Raw genomic sequence first — 18,347 nt, 5'->3', positions numbered from 1 at the left:
TAAAGTGTAATTAATTTAAGGGAGGCGTTTTAATATGGCTTTTGAATATCCAACTGCAGCAAATGCAAAATACAAAGTTAAAGACAAGTATCAGAACTTTATCGGTGGTAAATGGGTGGATCCTAAAAATGGTGAATTCTTTGATAATGGATCGCCAGTAACTGGTGAAGTATATGCAAAAATTCCTCGTTCTACAAAAGAAGACATAGATGAAGCAGTTAAAGCAGCACATAAAGCACAAGTTGAGTGGGCAAAAAAATCGCCAGCTGAACATTCGCAATTACTCTTAGATATAGCCGATCGTATTGAAGAAAATTTAGAAGAATTAGCAGTTATTGAAACATTTGATAATGGTAAACCTATTAGAGAATGTCTAGCAGCTGATTTACCATTAGTTGTGGATCATTTTAGATACTTTGGTGGTGTGGTCAGAGCAGAAGAAGGGGCAATCTCTCAAATTGACGATAATACAGTTGCGTATCACTTTAAGGAACCTATTGGGGTTGTAGGTCAAATTATTCCATGGAACTTCCCATTATTAATGGCTACTTGGAAGTTAGCGCCAGCAATCGTTACAGGTAACGCTGTTGTACTTAAACCAGCAGAACAAACGCCTGTATCTATTTTACATCTTATTGAACTAATTCAAGACTTATTACCAGAAGGCTTGATTAATGTTGTAAATGGTTTTGGTGCAGAAGCGGGACAAGCTTTAGCGACACATGAAAATATTAATAAAGTTGCATTTACGGGTGAAACAACTACTGGTCGTATTATCATGCAAAATGCGAGTCAAAACTTAATTCCAGTAACGCTTGAATTAGGTGGTAAATCACCAAATATCTTCTTCAAAGATATTATGGATGAAGATGATGACTTCTTAGATAAAGCTGTTGAAGGGTTAGTAATGTTTGCACTTAACCAAGGTGAAGTATGTACATGTCCATCAAGAGCATTGGTACATGAAGATATTTATGATAAATTTATCGAAAAATGTATCGAACGTGTAAAACAAATTAAGACAGGTAATCCTCTAGATCCAGAAACAATGCTTGGTGCACAAACTTCACAAGAACAAGCTGAAAAAATTAAGAGCTATTTAGACATTGGTAAACAAGAAGGTGCAGAAGTATTAGTTGGTGGTAATGTAAGAGAAGAAGCTGGAGAATTAGAAAATGGTTTCTATATCGAACCAACGATATTTAAAGGCACACAAAATATGAGAATATTCCAAGAAGAAATCTTTGGACCAGTATTATCATTAGCAACATTTAAAGATGATGAAGAAGCATTAGAAATGGCGAATGATACTTTATATGGTTTAGGTGCAGGTATTTGGACTAGAAACCAAAATAAAGCTTATCGCTTTGGTAGAGGTATCCAAGCAGGTCGTGTATGGGTGAATAACTACCATACTTATCCAGCTCACGCTGCTTTCGGTGGTTACAAAATGAGTGGTATTGGCCGTGAGAACCATAAGATGATGTTAGAACATTATCAACAAACTAAAAACTTACTCGTGAGTTATGACGAGAAGCCTGCAGGACTGTTCTAAATGACTGAACAAGTTACTGCTACTGAAAAAGCCAAATCACTCATTAGAGAATTAAAGAAAACACATGGTGAAAACCTTATTTTTCATCAATCAGGTGGATGTTGTGATGGTAGCTCTCCAATGTTATTTGTTGAAGGAACATTAATTATTGGAGATGTAGATGTGAAATTAGGTGAAATTGAAGGTGTCCCATTCTATATGAATAATAAGCAATATGAATATTGGAAACATACGAATTTAGAAGTCGATGTTGTTGATGGAAGAGGCGGTATGTTTAGTATAGAAGGCCCAACAGGGAAGAGATTTCACATTAGAAGTTCAGTAAGATCATAATTTTTTGAAGGATGTGCTAAAATATTAGTACATCCTTTTTTGAATATGATAAAGGTTGGGTGAATGAAATGAAACATTACATTGAAACAAAACGTTTAATACTTAGAAATTGGAAAGACGAGGATGTTGCATTATTTCAAAGTATGAATGCAAGTCCTGAAGTGAGAAGATACTTTCCAGATATATTGAGCTATCGTGCGACTGAAAATATGATTGACCAAATGAAATCAGTCATCGATCAACATGAAATTGGTTTATTTGCTGTGGAATTAAAAGAAACTAAAAGCTTTATCGGTATGGTAGGTTTGAATTATATTCCAGAAGGTAGCGAATTAAGTTTCCCAGAATTACCTTTTTATGAAATAGGTTGGCGAATGGATAAGGATGTATGGGGTAATGGGTTAGCGACAGAAGCGGCGGAAGCGGTATTAACATATGCTAAATCAAAAGGTATTGATGAAGTGTATAGTTTTACGTCAGAAATTAATAAACCTTCCAGAAGAGTTATGGAAAAATTAGAAATGAAACATATTAGGAATTTTTTGCATCCAAAAGTCATACATGATGATGATTTAGCAGCACATGTTTTATATCATAAAGTATTGTAAGGAGTAGATGATATGATCGTTATTAGTGCATGTTTAGTTGGAGAAAAAGTAAGGTATGATGGCAACCATAAGTTGGATTTATTCTATAAGAATTTAATAGATGAGAAGAAAGCGATTAGTATTTGTCCTGAAATATTAGGTGGCTTACAAGTTCCAAGAGAACCAGCAGAAATCATCGGAGGAGATGGTTATGATGTGTGGAATGATCAAGCAAAGGTCATGACTGTTACAGGTCGTGATGTCACAATACAATTTAAAGAAGGCGCTAAGCGTGCACTCTCTATTATTAAAGATTTAAATGCCAAGACAGTTATTCTGAAAAGTGACAGTCCTTCATGTGGTAGTACAGTTATATACGATGGTACATTTACGGGAAATAAAAAAGAAGGTGTCGGTGTCACGACAGCCCTCTTTACATTAAATGATATTAACGTCTATGATGAAAAAACATTTTTAACTATTTTTGATAATCACGAAGTTTAACAGGTTGTGCCATTTTCATAGCACTAAATAAATCATTGATACTTTCTTTAATAATCGCTAAATTTTTATAATCTGAACTGATAAATTCAGTCGATATTAAATGATCAATCATTAAACTTAATGGATTGAAAAACTGTTTAGTATTTAATGCACCAATTGGTTTGTGATGTAGTCCTATTTGAGACCATGTATAAATTTCAAAGAATTCCTCTAAAGAACCAGCACCACCAGGTAACATAATGAATGCATCAGCCATATCAGACATCATTTGTTTTCTTTCATGCATTGTTTCGACAACATGATATTCTGATAAATTTTCATGAGCGATTTCACGTTCTCCTAAAAATCTTGGCATTACGCCAATAGCAATACCATCATGGTCAATGACACCATTGGCTACTGCTCCCATCATGCCAGTTGATCCGGCACCATATACTAATTCATATTTATTTTCGGCTAAATATTTACCTAACGCATAAGCTTGTTCTGTATAAATTGGGTCATTTCCCTTACTTGCACCACAGAAAACAGCAATTTTCTTCATATATATTACTCCTCTCACATATGTAGTATAATAACTTAAAAGATACTTCTATTATTTAAGAAGGGGGTATAACTGTGAATATATTTTTAATGGTCGTGCTTATTGTGCTTATTTCATCAGTAGCGGGTCTTATAAAAAACCATCAAAGTAAAACGGTTAGAATAGAAAAAATTAAATCCCAACGAGTTAAAGATGAATTAGAGCTTGAAAAAATAAAGCATGAGAACTACTTATTAGAAACAGATAAGATGCGTTTAGAATTAGAACAAATGAAAGAAATAGATAAAGTTAATTTAGAAAAAGCTAAAAAACAAATGATAGAATAATAACATTCTGGACGATTATCATTGTCCAGAATGTTTTTTTATTAATTTTGATAGAAATTCTGAAAAAACTTTATGGTCTTCTTGTGTGAGTTTTTTAGGACCTTTCGTTCTACCGCCTTGTTGACGTACTTGAGCAGAAATGTGTCTTTGCGTTAACAGTTGTTCAATATTTTGAGATGTATACTCGTAACCTTTATGGTGGATAACGTGAAGGGCTTTATTTAATAAAAGACTCGCTAGTCCATAATCTTGCGTCACAACGATATCATCTGGTTGCGTCAATTTGACAATTCTAAAGTCTGCACTATCAGCACCATGATCAACATAAATTGTTGAAACATAATCAGGATATTCCGTTAATGAGAAATGGTTAACACTTCTAATAATAAGAACAGAGATGCCTGTATGTTGAGTTAAGCGAATGATATCATCCGTAACTGGACAAGCATCTCCATCTATAATAATTCTGTTAATCATTTATTGCGGCGAAATCTTTTTTTAGATTTTTTATGTTCAGATGTATGTTCATCATATGGAAATTGACTGATATGTTGAGACATAGACGATTTATGTTGATTAAATAGAAGATGACTAGATTTTTCTTCTTTCTCATTTCTAACTCTTTCATTGACTAATTCTTGAATGTTTGGTTTTGCTTGTTTAGAGCTTACGTCGTTGATTGATTTTGCATTACTGCTTTGTGTAGTTGCTGTGTTCATTTGATGTCCCTCATATTTCTTTATTTCTTTAATGCGTTCTTCTTTATTTTGTTGCTCTAATTTTTGTTCTTCTTGTTCACGCGCTTCGATATTACTTTGTAACTTTTTATCTAACTTAGATACATCTTTTTCGTTTTCTTTTTGAAGTTTTTCACCTTTTTTAGCTTGTTGTTCTTCAAGCTTTTGGTAGTGTGTTAGTTCTTTAATACGCGCTTTTTTATTTTCTTTTTGTGCTTTTTCTTCTTCTTTATTACGCGCATCGATATTTTTTTGAAGTTTTTTATCTAAATGATCAATTTCTTTTTGTTGTTGTTTTGCTTCTTTTTGTTCTTCTTTAAAAGGTTGTTTCATTTGTTTGTTGTACTCATATAAGCGTTTCTTTTGAACGACATATGATTTTACAGGTTGTGTTTTTTCTGCAACTTTATCTTTCGTTTCGATTGTTTTATCTTTTACTTTATGTGAAAAATCAACAGTCGTTTCAGTTACATGTTTAACATCTGGATGTTCTTTTATTTTTTTGCGTTCTCTAATTAATGGTACTAATACAAGTGGTAATGTGTTAACAATTAATTTAACTTTATCATTCATGAGTCATTCCTCCGTAGTTATTTCTTATAATATATCTTACTCCAATACCCTATATCATAATCTTCAAACGATTGATACGATACGTTAGCCGATATTCTGACCAATTCCAAAACCGAAATATGCAATAGCAATAATAATAACTAAAATAATACGATAAATCGCAAAAGGTATTAATTTTACTCTATTAATCAGTTTTAAGAATAATTTGATTGAAATCAGTCCAAATATAAATGATGCGATAAACCCTACAATATAGAAAGGTATTTGATCTATCGTTATAAATTGTAGATTTCCAAGTAATGCTTTTGCACTTGCTGCAAACATAATAGGTACGGCCATAATAAATGTAAAGTCAGAAGCAGCTTTATGATCTAACTTTAAGAAGACACCTGTCGAAATGGTTGAACCTGAACGACTAAATCCTGGCCATAATGCAATTGCTTGAGATAGACCAATTACAAATGCTTTTGGATAGTTCATATCATCTACTTTGTGTGGATTTGTGACGCGTTTAGAATACATATCCGCACCAATCATATATATAGCTCCAAGTAATAAACCGATTAATACAGTTGGGACACTAAATAAATGTTCTTCAATGAAATCATCAAATAATAGTCCGAGAATACCAGCTGGTACAAGCCCGACAATAATATGTGACAATTTTAATTTTCTTTTTTGCTGTTCATTTTGTTTAATATGTAACATTTCAAAATATCGATTTCTAAATATCCATGCTGCTGCAAGGATTGAACCTAATTGGATCACAACTTTAAATGTGAATGCTGATTCGCTTCCAAGAAAGGCTTTGGATTTTAACCACATATCATCTACTAAAATTTGATGACCTGTAGATGAAACAGGTGCGAATTCTGTTAAACCTTCAACAATACCTAATATAATGGCTTTTATTAATTCTAATATAAACATAGCTTTGCTCCTCTGTTTTTATGAAAGTCTGTGGTTATCTAGAGACAATCACCGTATCATCATTGTACCAAATATTACATTGTAATATGCTAATATTTAATAATACATTTTAGTTTATTTTTTTCGTAAAGGCGTTATAATGGAACAAGGTGGTGAGATTGTGAAAGATTTAACAAAGTATAGTATGCATTATAAAACGTTGCAAATATTTATGTTTCTAGCTGCGTTTTTATTAAGTTTAACAGTCGTATTTCAAAATATATATTTAGGGAAAATTATTAACCAAATGCTCGTCGTAAAATCAAATGGTCAGCAACTTTATTTATGGCTAGCAATCTTGCTCATTGTATTGCTTTTAAGAGCATGCTTTAACTACCTTAATCAATTATCAGGACAAAAACTTTCATATAAAGTTAAAAAAGATGTTAGACATCAATTGATAAATAATGAAACAGATAGAACTAAAATAACAATGATTACTGAAGTGGTTGAGGGTATACATCCTTTTTATGAATCTTATTTGCCTCAAGTCTTCAAATCAACCATTATCCCAGTATCGATTATCGTTACATTACTCTTTATTCATTGGCCAGCTGCGTTAATTATGATGATTACAGCGCCGTTTATTCCACTGTTCTATATTGTATTTGGACTGAGAACTCGTGATAAAGCGAAAGACCAAATGCAATCGTTAGATCAATTTGCGGCAGAATTTATAGATTTAACAAAAGGTCTCGTATCGTTAAAACTTTTCAATCGAACACATGAAACGACTGAAAAAATTTATAAATCAAGTACGTCATTTAGAGATTTAACAATGGAAATTTTGAAAAGTGCCTTCTTATCAGGCTTAATGTTGGAATTTATCTCGATGCTTGGAATAGGTATTGTTGCACTAGAAGTAGGCTTAAGATTAATCGTATTTCATGATGTATCTTTTGTAGTTGCCATCATTACTTTATTATTGGCACCAGAATTCTATAATGCGATTAAAGATTTAGGACAAGCTTTCCATACGGGTAAACAAAGTGAAGGTTATATTGAATTGATTGAAGAAATGAATAATGAAGAATCTATACAAGCTTCAAATATTCATATTGATTCAAATATTAAAGATGAAGATATCATTCAATTTGATCATGTGTCATTCACTTACCCAGAACGTAAAGATTTTGCATTTGATCAAATCAATTTAAGTATAAAAGAAAATCATCATACAGCAATTATTGGACCGAGTGGTGCAGGTAAATCGACATTAATTAAACTTATGTTAAATGAATTGAATCCCAATGAAGGTAAGGTTATTTATAAAAAACCACTCAAAATGGGGTATTTATCCCAAAGACCTTATATTTTCAGCGCATCTTTGTATGAAAATGTCACGATGTTCCAAAATTATGATGAAAATCGTGTTGACGAAGTGTTAACTGAAGTGGGCTTATTTGAAAAAGTAAAACAATTATCTAAAGGTATGCATACGATGATAGGTGATGGTTATGAAATGCTGTCTGGTGGAGAAATGAGAAGAATAGAACTAGCCAGATTACTATTACTTGATCCAGATGTGGTTATTTTTGATGAACCAACAACTGGATTAGATATTGAAACCGAACAACTTATCGTACAAACTGTTAACCAATTTGCGCATCAAAAGACTATTCTCACAATCGCACATCGAAAAGAAGTATTGAGATATGCCACTGATTATATAGAAATTCATAATGGAACCGTTCAATCATATGACGCATCTCAAAAAGGTGGTGGGATGTCATGAAAAAATTAAAAATTAAATTTGATAAAGACTTCTATCTTTCTATTGTAATAGGCGTATTTGGCATGTTAACTGCACTCGGAATGTTTGCTTTAAGTGGATATATGATATCTAAAAGTGCGCTTGGAACACCTTTATATGCATTAATGATTTTAATTGTATCTATTAAATTATTCGGTTTTGTTCGTGCAATTACTAGATATTTCGAAAGATTATATTCACATCGTTCAACATTTACAATGTTGAGGGATATACGTGTTAACTTGTTTAATCAACTCATTCCAATCGTTCCAAACGTATTTAGAAGATACCGTTCGAGTGATTTATTAACGCAAATGGTAAACCACGTTGAACGATTACAAAATATTTTACTCAGAGTATATTATCCACCATTTGTTATTATCATAACGACATTTATAACAATACTCGTGATGATTAATTTCAATATATATGCAGGTGTGATTATAGGACTTTCAATGTTGATGTCAGTCATCATCATCCCTTATTTATCAGCTAAAAGAGCTGAAAGTTTGGCTGAAGATGTTCAACAAAGTGAAGAAGCATATGTTGCTGAATACTTTGATTTTGAAAAAGGACGTTCAGAATTAAAAAGATTCCAACAATATCGTGCATTTAAAGAGAAAGTGTTAAATAAACAATATCAATATGAAGATAAAAAATATAAAGAACAGAAATTTTTAAGTTCTTATGACTTTATGCTGAATTTATCATCGATGGTGAGTATTTGGTGTATGACGATCTTATGTATTTGGCAAATACAAGATGGTGTATTAAACGCTGTATTCTTTGCGAGTATATTAATGATAACAATTACGTTATTTGAACAAGCTATCCCGATGACTAATGTTGCTTTTTACAAAGCGGATACAGAGCGAAGTCTTAAAAATATTGAAGAAGTCATCAATCAATCATTTGATGTGCCTCAAGAACGTTCAGTTCAAAATCATGCATTGTATAAAGCAGAGAATGTAATGTTTAAATATGATTTTCAAGAAAGAGAAACGTTATCTCAAATTAACTTTGAAATAAATGAAGGAGATCATATAGCTATTATAGGTCCTTCAGGTTCAGGTAAGACAACGATGCTTAATATATTAATGGGATTATATAGTGTGAACGATGGTACTTTATCCTATAAAAATGAACAGTTGTCTCATGTGATTCAAGAAGATTATGTGAATGATATCAATACAATGTTGCAACATAATCATTATTTTGAAGGCACAGTAAGAGAGAACTTATTAATTGAAGCAGAAGATGAGCTTATGATAAACGTTCTTGCCGCCGTAAATTTAAATCATTTAAACTTAGATCAGCAGCTAACTAAAAATGCTGAGAACATTTCAGGTGGGGAACGTCAACGTTTATCATTAGCAAGATTATTGTTAAGAAAAGCACAAATATGGTTGCTTGATGAACCAACAGCTTCATTAGATGAAGAAAATGAAGAAAATGTTATGAATCTTTTATTAAATAAAGACGATACAATTGTGATTGTGACGCATAACTTGAAATATTTACAAAACTTCGATCATATAATCGTCATGAATGAAGGACATATCATAGAACAAGGTAGTTATTCACAACTCATTAAAGAACAAGGTTATTTATATAAAGTCATTCAATATAATGAACAATTAGAATAAATAACAAGCAAAAAATAAGCATATCACTTTAAACTGAGCATTCAGTTGCGTGATATGCTTATTTATTTTGAGCAAGATGATAGATGCTTGCTGTATTATTTTTCTTGATTGATTTTATCTACATTATTGATCAATTTTTGTAATAAATTGTTTAATTGATTAGTTTCTTCATCATTTAACTCTGATACATCTTGAATTAAATGTGAAGCTTGGTGTAAATGTGGTTTCATTTGTTCACTTTTTTCTGTTAGATGAACAAACACTTCTCTTTGATCTAATTCAGAACGTACACGTTTAATTAAATCTAAATTTTCCATTCTTTTTAATAAAGGGGATACAGTACCTGTATCTAGGGCTAAGTCTGTTACAAGCTTTTTGACATTGACCGGTGCGGTTTCCCATAAAATCGTTAATACTAAATATTGTGGATATGTAATATTGTACGTCTTGAAAATTTTGTTTGAATAATAGCGGTTAACTTGTCGTTGCGCATTATACAAATTAAAACACAATTGGTTTTGGATATCTAATTTATCCGGCATAATCTTTCCCCCAAACTACAAATGCAATGGTTCATTATTTTTTTGAATTTTCCTAATTCATTATATAATGAATATTTTTATTTTGTAAATATTTTAGTGATGTGTAATTTATAATATTTAATGTATAAGTTATAGAATGAACTTTAAGTCTTTGTAGTTTCTGAGCTTATATCATATAATTACAGAAAGGTGGTTTGAATATGAGTCAAAGTATGAAGAATAAAAATAAAATGGCAGTAACAATTTTGACAGGTTTTTTAGGTAGTGGTAAAACAACATTACTTCAAAGACTCATCATGAAAGCAAAGGAATCTGGTCAAAAGGTCGCAATCATTATGAATGAATTTGGTTCTTTTGATGTTGATAGCAATTTGTTAGGTGATGATGTCTCTACTCAAAGTTTATTAAATGGTTGTATATGCTGCTCATTGAAAGATGATATTGAAGTTGTATTACATAATTTATATCATAAAGACCAGCCTGATCTTGTATTAATTGAAGCTACTGGTATTGCGCATCCTGTAGAAGTTGTGGATGCGTGTCAAAACCCTACATTAATAGATAAAGTTGAAATGCCAACAATTATTGGTGTAATGGACGGGAAAAGATATTTAGAAAGATCGAGATATACCGTTCAGACGAAACAATTAATGGAAGAACAAATGTTATATTCTCATTTGATTATTATTAATAAGTCTGATGAATTATCTGATGAAGAAAAAGCATCATTAGAAACATCATTACAAACGATCAAGCATCAACCAGTGCTACACTTTACGCAGTTTTCAAATATTGATGGTGTTGAAATACCTGTAAATGAGGCTTTGTCACTTCAAACTAAACATAGTCATCATCACGGTATTCAATCCATAAATTATACATTTAGTGGTCCGATAGAAATGGAATTATTAATGAATTTCTTAAGACAATTACCTGATTCGATTCTTAGAATTAAAGGATTTCTCAAATTTAGAGAAGAACCAGAACAAACTTATTTATTTCAATATGCATTTGGGGTACCTCAATATGAACCAGAAATAATGAATATGCCTTTAACAATTGTCATAATAGGTGAATCTTTAGATAAAGCAAATATTCGTAACAAGTTAGATATGTTGAACTTTTCTTAGGAGATGATGGGATGGAAAGAATTCGTATAAATAAACATGTTAGTTATTCTAGAATTGTACATGGTTTTTGGAGATTGAATGAATGGGGTTATAACAATCAACAATTAAATGATTTCATACATGAAATAGTTGATAGAGGCATTACAACAATGGATCATGCGGATATTTATGGTAATTATACATGTGAATCATTATTTGGTGATGCATTAGCATTAACACCTAATTTAAGAGAAAAAATTGAAATCGTCACAAAATGCGGTATTATTTTACCGAATGATCAAATTGCTAAAAATACTGGTCATCGATACGATCAAAGTTATGATCATATTATTGAATCAGTTGATAAATCGCTATTAAATCTTAAGACGGATTACATCGATACGCTACTGATTCATCGTCCATCTCCATTAATGGATCCAGATGAAGTGACGCGTGCAGTGATGCATTTAGTTGAGCAAGGAAAAATAAAAGCATTCGGTGTTTCAAACTTTAAATGTAATCAATATGAATTGTTAAATGAGAGTTTGAAGAAAGAAATGTCGCATATCTCAGTCAATCAAGTTGAAGTATCACCATATCAACTTGAAAATATTGAAGATTGTACATTAAATAGAATGTTGCAACATGATGTTAAAGTAATGGCATGGAGTCCATTAGCTGGTGGTAAATTATTTGATCAAACTGATGAAAAAGCAAGACGCATTATGTCAGTTATACAACCATTAGCAGAAAAATATAACGTATCAGTGAGCACAGTCATTTACAGTTGGTTACTCAGATTGCCATCAAAAGTAATGCCAATTGTAGGTTCAAGTAAGATAGAAAGAGTTGACGAAGCTGTAAATGCTACGAAATTACAATTAACAGATCAAGAGTGGTTCGATATTTATGTCGCATCACGTGGTGAAGATATATTATAGTATGATAATGATATAAAAATGAGGCTAGAACCAATATACAGGTTCCAGCCTCATTTTTTATAATAATATTTATTTTTCTAATCTATTTAATGTAATTTCTCCTAAAGATTTTGCTGCAACTTGCAAGCAATCTTCATTCACATCAAATTTAGGGTGATGATTCATATATGGTTCTGTTACGCCTTCTGGTTTACTGCCTACAATGTAGAATGAACCAGGAATTTTTTGTAGATAGTATGCAAAGTCTTCTGAACCTGTAACTTGAGGTATTTCAACTAATTGTTGGAAATAGTCGCCTTTACTATTTGATAATATTTCTGCTACTTTATCAGTTTGTTCCGGGTGATTGTAAAGTACAGGATAACCAAATTGATAATCTAAGTCATATTCAATATCAAAGCCCACTGCAACACTATCTGCAATTTTTTTGATTTCTTGATACATTTTTTCTTCTAATTCGGGATTTAAATATCTAGCAGTCCCTTTAATCGTGACACTATCTTGAATTACGTTGTATCCACCTGGTGCTTCGAATGCACCAATCGTAACGACACCCATATCTAATGGATCGATACGTCTTGATACAATCGTTTGAATAGTATTTACAAAGTTTGTCCCAGCAACTAATGCATCATGTGTTTTGTGTGGACTTGCTGCATGTCCGCCTAAACCATTAATCGTCAACTTGAATGTTGAACTTCCTGAGAATGAAGGTCCTTTATTGTAACCAATAAATTCAGGTCCAGCTACTGGAACGATATGGATACCATAAACTTCATCTAAATCGTCAAGTGCACCAGATTCTACAAGTGCTTTAGCACCACCAGGAGGTTTTTCCTCAGCATGTTGATGAATGATTTTAACTGTGCCAGGTAATTCTTCTTTAATTTCAATAAGTGCATCTGCAAGCCCCATTAAATAAGCAGTATGAGCATCATGGCCACAAGCATGCATAACACCTTCATTTTGTGATTTGAAAGGAACATCTGTTTCTTCAGTTATAGGTAAAGCATCAAAGTCAGCTCTTAAACCAATCGTTCTACCTTCTTGACCACCTTTAATTTCTACAATAATAGCATGTTCTTTTTCTAAAGGTTGTGTTATTTTAACATCTTTGCCTTCGTAAAATGATTTAATATATTCAGCAGTTTGCGCTTCTTCAAATGATAGTTCTGGGTGTTGATGCAAATGCCTTCTAATATCAATCATGTCACTTTCTTTCTTTTCAATTAGGTTAAAAAGCTTTTCTTTTAAATTATTCATGATTTACCTCCTAAAATTATACTAGAAAAGTATAACAGTAATCTTTTACTGTATAAAATGATTGAACTTATAAAACAACTAAAAAAATTTGGTTGATTTTGGTTGATTGTGAATGAAAGTGATTGACAATGAAATGAAAACGTTTTATTATGTAGAGGAATAGGAGAGATTGTATGTTAACGACTGAAAGACATCAATTAATATTAGAAGAGATTAATCTACGGGAAACAGTATCTCTACAAGAACTTATTAATTTGACGAATTCAAGTACATCAACAATTAGGAGAGATTTATCTCAACTTGAAGAAAGAGGTATGCTCAAAAGAGTTCATGGTGGTGCAACTCAAATAACAAAGCGCCATGAAGAGCGTAATATGACAGATAAAGAATCGCGACATCAAGATGAAAAACGAGAGATTGCACGATTAGCTGTCAGTCAAATTTCAGATGGGGATACGATATATTTAGATGCTGGGACAACTACTTTAGAAATGATTCCGTTCATTACACAACAAGATATTATCGTTGTGACAAATGGTTTAACACATGTAAGACCGTTATTAGAAAAAGGCATTTCGGTTTATATGACAGGTGGAGAAGTAAAGGCAACAACATTTGCGAATATAGGCGTAAATGCAGTTAAATCCCTTGAAAGATATCGTTTTGACAAAGCTTTTATTGGTATGAATGGCATTGATTTGAATTATGGGTTAACGACACCAGACCCTTACGAATCAGAAATGAAAGAAAAGGCCATTCATTTAGCATCTCAAGTATATGTCTTGTTAGATCATTCTAAATTTAATGAAGTATCGTTTGCGGAAGTTACATATGATAAATCAATAGAGATATTAACTTCTCAAAAAGCGATTGAAACATTAAATAATTTAAATCAATTTAAAGAAAAATATAACATTAACGGAGGACTAAAATGATATATACAGTTACGTTTAATCCATCAATTGATTATGTAATGTTTACCAATCAATTTGAAGTAGGTGAATTAAACAGAGCACATGAAACAAACAAGTTTGCTGGTGGAAAAGGGATCAATGTTTCTCGAGTACTTCAAACATTAGATATCAAAAGTACAGCAACAGGTTTTATAGGTGGATTTCCTGGAGATTTTATTAAAGATGCACTTAATCAAGCAAACATCTTAACTGACTTTGTAGAGGTTAAAGATGATACAAGAATCAATGTGAAATTAAAATCTGGTTTAGAAACTGAAATCAATGGTCCAGGACCAAATATTGAACCACATAACTATGAAGAATTTTTAACGAAAATGAAAAATACGCAATCAGAAGATACGGTTATAATTGCGGGCAGTGTGCCAAGTTCATTACAAAATCCAGTCTATCAAGAAGTAGCGGAAATACTTAAACAGACTGGTGCGAATTTAATCGTGGATGCTGAGAAAGATTTGATGAAATCAGTACTAGCGTATAATCCGAAATTTGTTAAACCAAATAAACATGAATTAGAAGAGATATTTGATAAACAAATTGAAACGGATCAAGAAGTTATTGAATGTGCTGAGCAATTATTGAATGAAGGTGCTCAAGCAGTCATCGTTTCACTCGGTGGAGAAGGTGCCATTTATGTGGATCAACAAACACGATTAAAAGCCATCGTCCCAAGTGGTCAAGTTGTGAATACAGTTGGTTCAGGTGACAGTACTGTTGCTGGTATGGTAGCAGGATTAGAAGCTGGCAAAGACATAGAATCAGCATTTAAATTGGCAGTAAGTTGTGGTACAGCAACAGCATTTAATGCGGATTTAGCTAATAAAGAAGACATAGAAAAAATAATTTCTAAAGTAATCATTAAACATGTTTAAAATAGGGAGGTTATTAAAATGAGAATTACAGAACTATTAACGAAGGAAACCATTGCAATGGATCTTTCTGCAACAAGTAAAGATCAAGTCATTGACGAGTTAGTTGCGCAATTAAACAGTGCTGGGAAATTAAGTGATGAGGCAACTTTTAAAGAAGCGATTCATGCAAGAGAGTCACAAAGTACAACAGGAATTGGTGAAGGGATTGCGATTCCGCATGCTAAAACAGATGCTGTACAATCTGCTGCGATTGCTTTTGGTAAATCTGTTGAAGGTGTAGATTATCAATCATTAGATATGCAACCAGCTCATTTATTCTTTATGATTGCAGCGCCAGCTGGTGGTGCACAAACACATTTAGATGCCCTTGCTAAACTTTCAGGCATTTTGATGGATGAAGATGTAAGAGCAGAGTTATTACAAGCGAAAAGTAAAGAAGAAGTATTAAATATCATTAATAAGCATGATGATGAAGCTTTAGATGAAACTTCAGAAGCAGCAGCTGTAACGAATGCAGAAGCGGATTCAGAAAAAGGACTTGTATTAGCTGTAACAGCATGTCCTACAGGTATTGCACATACTTATATGGCTGCGGATGCATTGAAAAATCAAGCTAAAAAAATGGGTGTACCTATTAAAGTTGAAACAAATGGTTCAGGTGGTATTAAAAATCACTTAACAGATGAAGAAATTGAAAAAGCATCAGGTATCATTGTAGCTGCGGATGTGCATGTTGAAACAGATCGTTTCGATGGTAAAAATGTAATTCAAGTTCCGGTTGCTGATGGTATTAAACGTCCAGAAGAATTAATCAATATGGCGCAAGACACATCTCGTAAACCATTCGTAGCTAAAGGTGCGAAACAAAGTAGTGCTGCTAGCAACGAAAAACAAAGTGTATCTAAGACGATATATAAACACTTAATGAATGGTGTTTCTAATATGTTACCACTTGTTATATCTGGTGGTATCTTGATGGCAATCGTATTCTTATTTGGTGAAAACTCATTCGATCCAAAGAGTGGCCAATATAACGAATTTGCAGCTAATTTATGGTCGATCGGTAGTGAAAGTGCATTTAAATTAATCGTGCCTATTTTAGCAGGTTTCATCGCTAGAAGTATTGCAGATAAACCTGGTTTCGCATCTGGTTTAGTCGGCGGTATGTTAGCAGTAGCAGGTGGTTCAGGATTCTTAGGTGGTATTATCGCTGGTTTCCTTGCAGGTTATTTAACAGAAGGTATCAAATATGTATTTAAGAACTTACCTCAAATGTTTGAAGGTTTAAAACCTACATTAATTTATCCAATTTTATCAGTATCACTTACTGGATTACTTATGGTGTACGTGGTGAATCCACCAACAGCATGGTTAAACAATTTATTATTAGATGGATTAAATAACTTATCCGGTTCTAATATTATGTTATTAGGTTTAGTAATTGGTGCAATGATGGCAATCGATATGGGTGGTCCATTTAATAAAGCGGCATATGTATTTGCGACAGCAGCGTTAACAGAAGGAAATGCAGCAGCAATTACAGCAGCTATGGTTGGTGGTATGATTCCACCAATAGCAATTGCAACAGCGATGTTAATCTTTAGAAAGAAATTTACTAAAGCACAAAAAGGTTCTATTATTCCAAACTATGTGATGGGATTATCATTCATTACAGAAGGTGCTATTCCATTTGCAGCAGCAGATCCATTACGTGTCATTCCATCAATGATGGTTGGTTCAGGTATTGGTGGAGCGTTAGCTTTAGGATTAGGTTCAAGAATTCAAGCACCACATGGCGGTATCTTTGTTATATTCGCAACTGACTTCGGTCATGTATTACAAACATTACTAGCAGTAATTATCGGTGCATTAGTTGCAGCAATTATTTATGGTGTAATTAAACCTAAATTAACAAAAGAGCAACTTGAAATCGCAGAAGAAGTAGAATAATCAATATATCGTATTAAATTAAAAGCTGTCTACAGAGTTGTGACTTTGTAGACAGCTTTTTTTAATCATTACCTTAAATTCTCGGCCAAAAGTATGACACTGATTTAACATGTTTAAAATTGAAAAGTTGGGGAAATTTTTATATGATTAAATTAAATTATTATAATATGTAGAAAATGGTAAACATAGGGAAAGATGTGAACAATGTTATATTACAAGACAATTATCAAATCAAATGACGCAGAATGGGTTACGTTGATACACGGAGCTGGTGGTAGTTCTTCGATTTGGTTTAAACAAATGAGATATTATAGGAAACATTTTAATATATTACTCGTAGATTTAAGAGGGCATGGGAAGTCTGCGAACAAAGAATGGAAGAAAAATGATTCCTTTGAACATTTAGCAAAAGAAGTTGTAGATGTATTGGATCATTTAAAAATAGATAAGACACATATTATTGGCATGAGCCTTGGCACAATTGTTGGTCAAACAATGGCGCAATCATATCCAGAGAGAATTACGACATTGGTGTTAGGTGGCGCCATCATTAATGTGAATTTAAGGACTAAATTCTTGTTAGCAATCGGCCGTACGATTATGAACTTTGTACCGTATATGTTGCTTTATAAATTATTTGCATACATTATTATGCCTAGGAAAGCTCATGAAGAATCAAGATTAAGATTTGTGAATGAAGCTAAGAAAGTGTCTCAAAAGCAATTTATTAAATGGGTTAAATTAACGAAGCTTGTGAATCCTTATTTAGCACATTTACAAGTTGCGACAAGAGATATTCCGACACTCTTTATTATGGGGGAAGAAGACTATTTATTTATGCCACCAGTAGAAAGACTCGTTAAAGAAAATGAAAACTTTTCAATAGAAATAATAGAGCAAGCTGGTCACGTATGTAATATTGATCAACCAGAAGATTTTAATAAAATTAGTTCTCAATTTATCATGCAGCATGTTGGAACGACGGCTATATAAAGAATGTATGTGTAGACTTCTACATTTACATTCTTTCTTATATCATTTAAATTGAGATAAAAATATGGTAAACTAAAAATAATATGCTAATATCGGGGGAGGTGACGCTAAATGGGAAGGATTTAGTTTTGAAAACGTATATCATAAATAAACTTATAGAACAAAATCATACAAAGGTG

Annotated in this window: 18 protein-coding genes and 1 pseudogene; 13 read left to right on the top strand and 6 right to left on the bottom strand. The window is 32.4% G+C overall.

Annotated features, from left to right (window positions below):
- Nucleotides 1–34: 34 nt before the first annotated feature.
- From exaC to LQ686_RS05835, 4 genes are all read left to right on the top strand, one after another.
- Complete coding sequence (gene exaC / locus LQ686_RS05850) at nt 35–1,555, top strand: acetaldehyde dehydrogenase ExaC (protein ID WP_025904727.1); 1,521 nt, start codon at nt 35–37, stop codon at nt 1,553–1,555.
- Nucleotides 1,556–1,888 carry a DUF779 domain-containing protein gene (locus LQ686_RS05845; RefSeq protein WP_025904728.1) on the top strand — a complete coding sequence of 111 codons (333 nt, stop codon included), beginning with the start codon at nt 1,556–1,558 and terminating at the stop codon, nt 1,886–1,888. It begins immediately after the preceding gene.
- A gap of 68 nt (nt 1,889–1,956) precedes the next feature.
- Nucleotides 1,957–2,496, top strand: coding sequence for a GNAT family N-acetyltransferase (locus LQ686_RS05840; protein ID WP_025904729.1), 540 nt, complete (start codon nt 1,957–1,959; stop codon nt 2,494–2,496).
- Between the two features lie 12 nt (nt 2,497–2,508).
- Nucleotides 2,509–2,979 carry a 2-thiouracil desulfurase family protein gene (locus LQ686_RS05835; protein ID WP_025904730.1) on the top strand — a complete coding sequence of 157 codons (471 nt, stop codon included), beginning with the start codon at nt 2,509–2,511 and terminating at the stop codon, nt 2,977–2,979.
- Here LQ686_RS05835 and LQ686_RS05830 read toward each other — a convergent pair.
- Nucleotides 2,954–3,523, bottom strand: coding sequence for an LOG family protein (locus tag LQ686_RS05830; protein ID WP_025904731.1), 570 nt, complete (start codon nt 3,521–3,523; stop codon nt 2,954–2,956). The genes LQ686_RS05835 and LQ686_RS05830 overlap by 26 nt on opposite strands.
- 74 nt (nt 3,524–3,597) lie before the next feature.
- Between LQ686_RS05830 and LQ686_RS05825 the strand changes: the two genes are divergently transcribed.
- On the top strand, nt 3,598–3,849 hold the full coding sequence (locus LQ686_RS05825; RefSeq protein WP_025904732.1) for a hypothetical protein: 252 nt from the start codon (nt 3,598–3,600) through the stop codon (nt 3,847–3,849).
- Nucleotides 3,850–3,867: 18 nt separating this feature from the next.
- On the opposite strand, the gene LQ686_RS05820 is transcribed toward LQ686_RS05825, so the two are convergent.
- The 3 genes and pseudogenes from LQ686_RS05820 to LQ686_RS05810 all read right to left on the bottom strand — a co-directional run bounded on the left by LQ686_RS05820 (nt 3,868) and on the right by LQ686_RS05810 (nt 6,089).
- The gene (locus LQ686_RS05820) at nt 3,868–4,323 is read right to left on the bottom strand and encodes a YaiI/YqxD family protein (protein WP_025904733.1); all 456 of its coding nucleotides are present in this window, start codon (nt 4,321–4,323) and stop codon (nt 3,868–3,870) included.
- A 248-nt stretch (nt 4,324–4,571) separates the two neighbouring features.
- A pseudogene (locus LQ686_RS05815) lies at nt 4,572–5,159 on the bottom strand (hypothetical protein); the annotation flags it as partial.
- A gap of 84 nt (nt 5,160–5,243) precedes the next feature.
- Entirely contained in the window at nt 5,244–6,089 is an 846-nt protein-coding gene (locus LQ686_RS05810) for an undecaprenyl-diphosphate phosphatase (RefSeq protein WP_107590440.1), read from the bottom strand.
- Nucleotides 6,090–6,249: 160 nt separating this feature from the next.
- Between LQ686_RS05810 and LQ686_RS05805 the strand changes: the two genes are divergently transcribed.
- Both LQ686_RS05805 and cydC read left to right on the top strand, forming a co-directional pair.
- A complete protein-coding gene (locus LQ686_RS05805; protein ID WP_210125009.1) occupies nt 6,250–7,863 on the top strand; it encodes an ABC transporter ATP-binding protein/permease in 1,614 nt (537 codons plus the stop codon).
- Complete coding sequence (gene cydC, locus LQ686_RS05800) at nt 7,860–9,527, top strand: thiol reductant ABC exporter subunit CydC (protein WP_107565346.1); 1,668 nt, start codon at nt 7,860–7,862, stop codon at nt 9,525–9,527. The genes LQ686_RS05805 and cydC overlap by 4 nt, the downstream gene beginning before the upstream one ends.
- Nucleotides 9,528–9,622: 95 nt before the next feature.
- On the opposite strand, the gene LQ686_RS05795 is transcribed toward cydC, so the two are convergent.
- On the bottom strand, nt 9,623–10,069 hold the full coding sequence (locus LQ686_RS05795) for a MarR family winged helix-turn-helix transcriptional regulator (RefSeq protein WP_025904738.1): 447 nt from the start codon (nt 10,067–10,069) through the stop codon (nt 9,623–9,625).
- 200 nt (nt 10,070–10,269) lie between these two features.
- On the opposite strand from LQ686_RS05795, the gene LQ686_RS05790 reads away from it, so the two are divergent.
- The gene (locus tag LQ686_RS05790; RefSeq protein ID WP_051539241.1) at nt 10,270–11,199 is read left to right on the top strand and encodes a CobW family GTP-binding protein; all 930 of its coding nucleotides are present in this window, start codon (nt 10,270–10,272) and stop codon (nt 11,197–11,199) included.
- Between the two features lie 11 nt (nt 11,200–11,210).
- The gene (locus tag LQ686_RS05785) at nt 11,211–12,119 is read left to right on the top strand and encodes an aldo/keto reductase (protein ID WP_103362182.1); all 909 of its coding nucleotides are present in this window, start codon (nt 11,211–11,213) and stop codon (nt 12,117–12,119) included.
- Nucleotides 12,120–12,188: 69 nt separating this feature from the next.
- Here LQ686_RS05785 and LQ686_RS05780 read toward each other — a convergent pair whose 3' ends face one another.
- Nucleotides 12,189–13,382 carry a M20 metallopeptidase family protein gene (locus LQ686_RS05780; RefSeq protein ID WP_239733207.1) on the bottom strand — a complete coding sequence of 398 codons (1,194 nt, stop codon included), beginning with the start codon at nt 13,380–13,382 and terminating at the stop codon, nt 12,189–12,191.
- A gap of 173 nt (nt 13,383–13,555) precedes the next feature.
- Between LQ686_RS05780 and LQ686_RS05775 the strand changes: the two genes are divergently transcribed.
- The 4 genes from LQ686_RS05775 to LQ686_RS05760 all read left to right on the top strand — a co-directional run bounded on the left by LQ686_RS05775 (nt 13,556) and on the right by LQ686_RS05760 (nt 18,168).
- Nucleotides 13,556–14,317, top strand: a complete 762-nt coding sequence (locus LQ686_RS05775) for a DeoR/GlpR family DNA-binding transcription regulator (protein ID WP_107565349.1) — start codon at nt 13,556–13,558, stop codon at nt 14,315–14,317.
- Nucleotides 14,314–15,225 carry a 1-phosphofructokinase gene (gene pfkB / locus LQ686_RS05770; RefSeq protein WP_037589267.1) on the top strand — a complete coding sequence of 304 codons (912 nt, stop codon included), beginning with the start codon at nt 14,314–14,316 and terminating at the stop codon, nt 15,223–15,225. The genes LQ686_RS05775 and pfkB overlap by 4 nt, the downstream gene beginning before the upstream one ends.
- An 18-nt stretch (nt 15,226–15,243) precedes the next feature.
- Nucleotides 15,244–17,175: a PTS fructose transporter subunit IIABC gene (locus tag LQ686_RS05765; RefSeq protein ID WP_239733206.1), complete on the top strand. Its 1,932-nt coding sequence runs from the start codon at nt 15,244–15,246 to the stop codon at nt 17,173–17,175.
- Between the two features lie 204 nt (nt 17,176–17,379).
- Nucleotides 17,380–18,168, top strand: coding sequence for an alpha/beta fold hydrolase (locus LQ686_RS05760; RefSeq protein ID WP_107565351.1), 789 nt, complete (start codon nt 17,380–17,382; stop codon nt 18,166–18,168).
- Nucleotides 18,169–18,347: the final 179 nt, after the last annotated feature.

The sequence above is a fragment of the Mammaliicoccus sp. J-M41 genome (assembly GCF_022385935.1).
Taxonomy (GTDB): Bacteria; Bacillota; Bacilli; order Staphylococcales; family Staphylococcaceae; genus Mammaliicoccus; species Mammaliicoccus sciuri_A.
This window is presented reverse-complemented; position numbering and strand designations above follow the sequence as displayed.

What these genes read in the sequence shown, in the direction of transcription:
- LQ686_RS05785 (WP_103362182.1), top strand. Translation starts at nt 11,211, where the DNA reads ATGGAAAGAATTCGTATAAATAAACATGTTAGTTATTCTAGAATTGTA.
- cydC (WP_107565346.1), top strand. Translation starts at nt 7,860, where the DNA reads ATGAAAAAATTAAAAATTAAATTTGATAAAGACTTCTATCTTTCTATT.
- LQ686_RS05790 (WP_051539241.1), top strand. Translation starts at nt 10,270, where the DNA reads ATGAGTCAAAGTATGAAGAATAAAAATAAAATGGCAGTAACAATTTTG.
- exaC (WP_025904727.1), top strand. Translation starts at nt 35, where the DNA reads ATGGCTTTTGAATATCCAACTGCAGCAAATGCAAAATACAAAGTTAAA.
- LQ686_RS05830 (WP_025904731.1), bottom strand. Translation starts at nt 3,523, where the DNA reads ATGAAGAAAATTGCTGTTTTCTGTGGTGCAAGTAAGGGAAATGACCCA.
- LQ686_RS05845 (WP_025904728.1), top strand. Translation starts at nt 1,556, where the DNA reads ATGACTGAACAAGTTACTGCTACTGAAAAAGCCAAATCACTCATTAGA.
- LQ686_RS05810 (WP_107590440.1), bottom strand. Translation starts at nt 6,089, where the DNA reads ATGTTTATATTAGAATTAATAAAAGCCATTATATTAGGTATTGTTGAA.
- LQ686_RS05765 (WP_239733206.1), top strand. Translation starts at nt 15,244, where the DNA reads ATGAGAATTACAGAACTATTAACGAAGGAAACCATTGCAATGGATCTT.
- LQ686_RS05775 (WP_107565349.1), top strand. Translation starts at nt 13,556, where the DNA reads ATGTTAACGACTGAAAGACATCAATTAATATTAGAAGAGATTAATCTA.
- LQ686_RS05760 (WP_107565351.1), top strand. Translation starts at nt 17,380, where the DNA reads ATGTTATATTACAAGACAATTATCAAATCAAATGACGCAGAATGGGTT.
- pfkB (WP_037589267.1), top strand. Translation starts at nt 14,314, where the DNA reads ATGATATATACAGTTACGTTTAATCCATCAATTGATTATGTAATGTTT.
- LQ686_RS05780 (WP_239733207.1), bottom strand. Translation starts at nt 13,382, where the DNA reads ATGAATAATTTAAAAGAAAAGCTTTTTAACCTAATTGAAAAGAAAGAA.
- LQ686_RS05840 (WP_025904729.1), top strand. Translation starts at nt 1,957, where the DNA reads ATGAAACATTACATTGAAACAAAACGTTTAATACTTAGAAATTGGAAA.
- LQ686_RS05795 (WP_025904738.1), bottom strand. Translation starts at nt 10,069, where the DNA reads ATGCCGGATAAATTAGATATCCAAAACCAATTGTGTTTTAATTTGTAT.
- LQ686_RS05835 (WP_025904730.1), top strand. Translation starts at nt 2,509, where the DNA reads ATGATCGTTATTAGTGCATGTTTAGTTGGAGAAAAAGTAAGGTATGAT.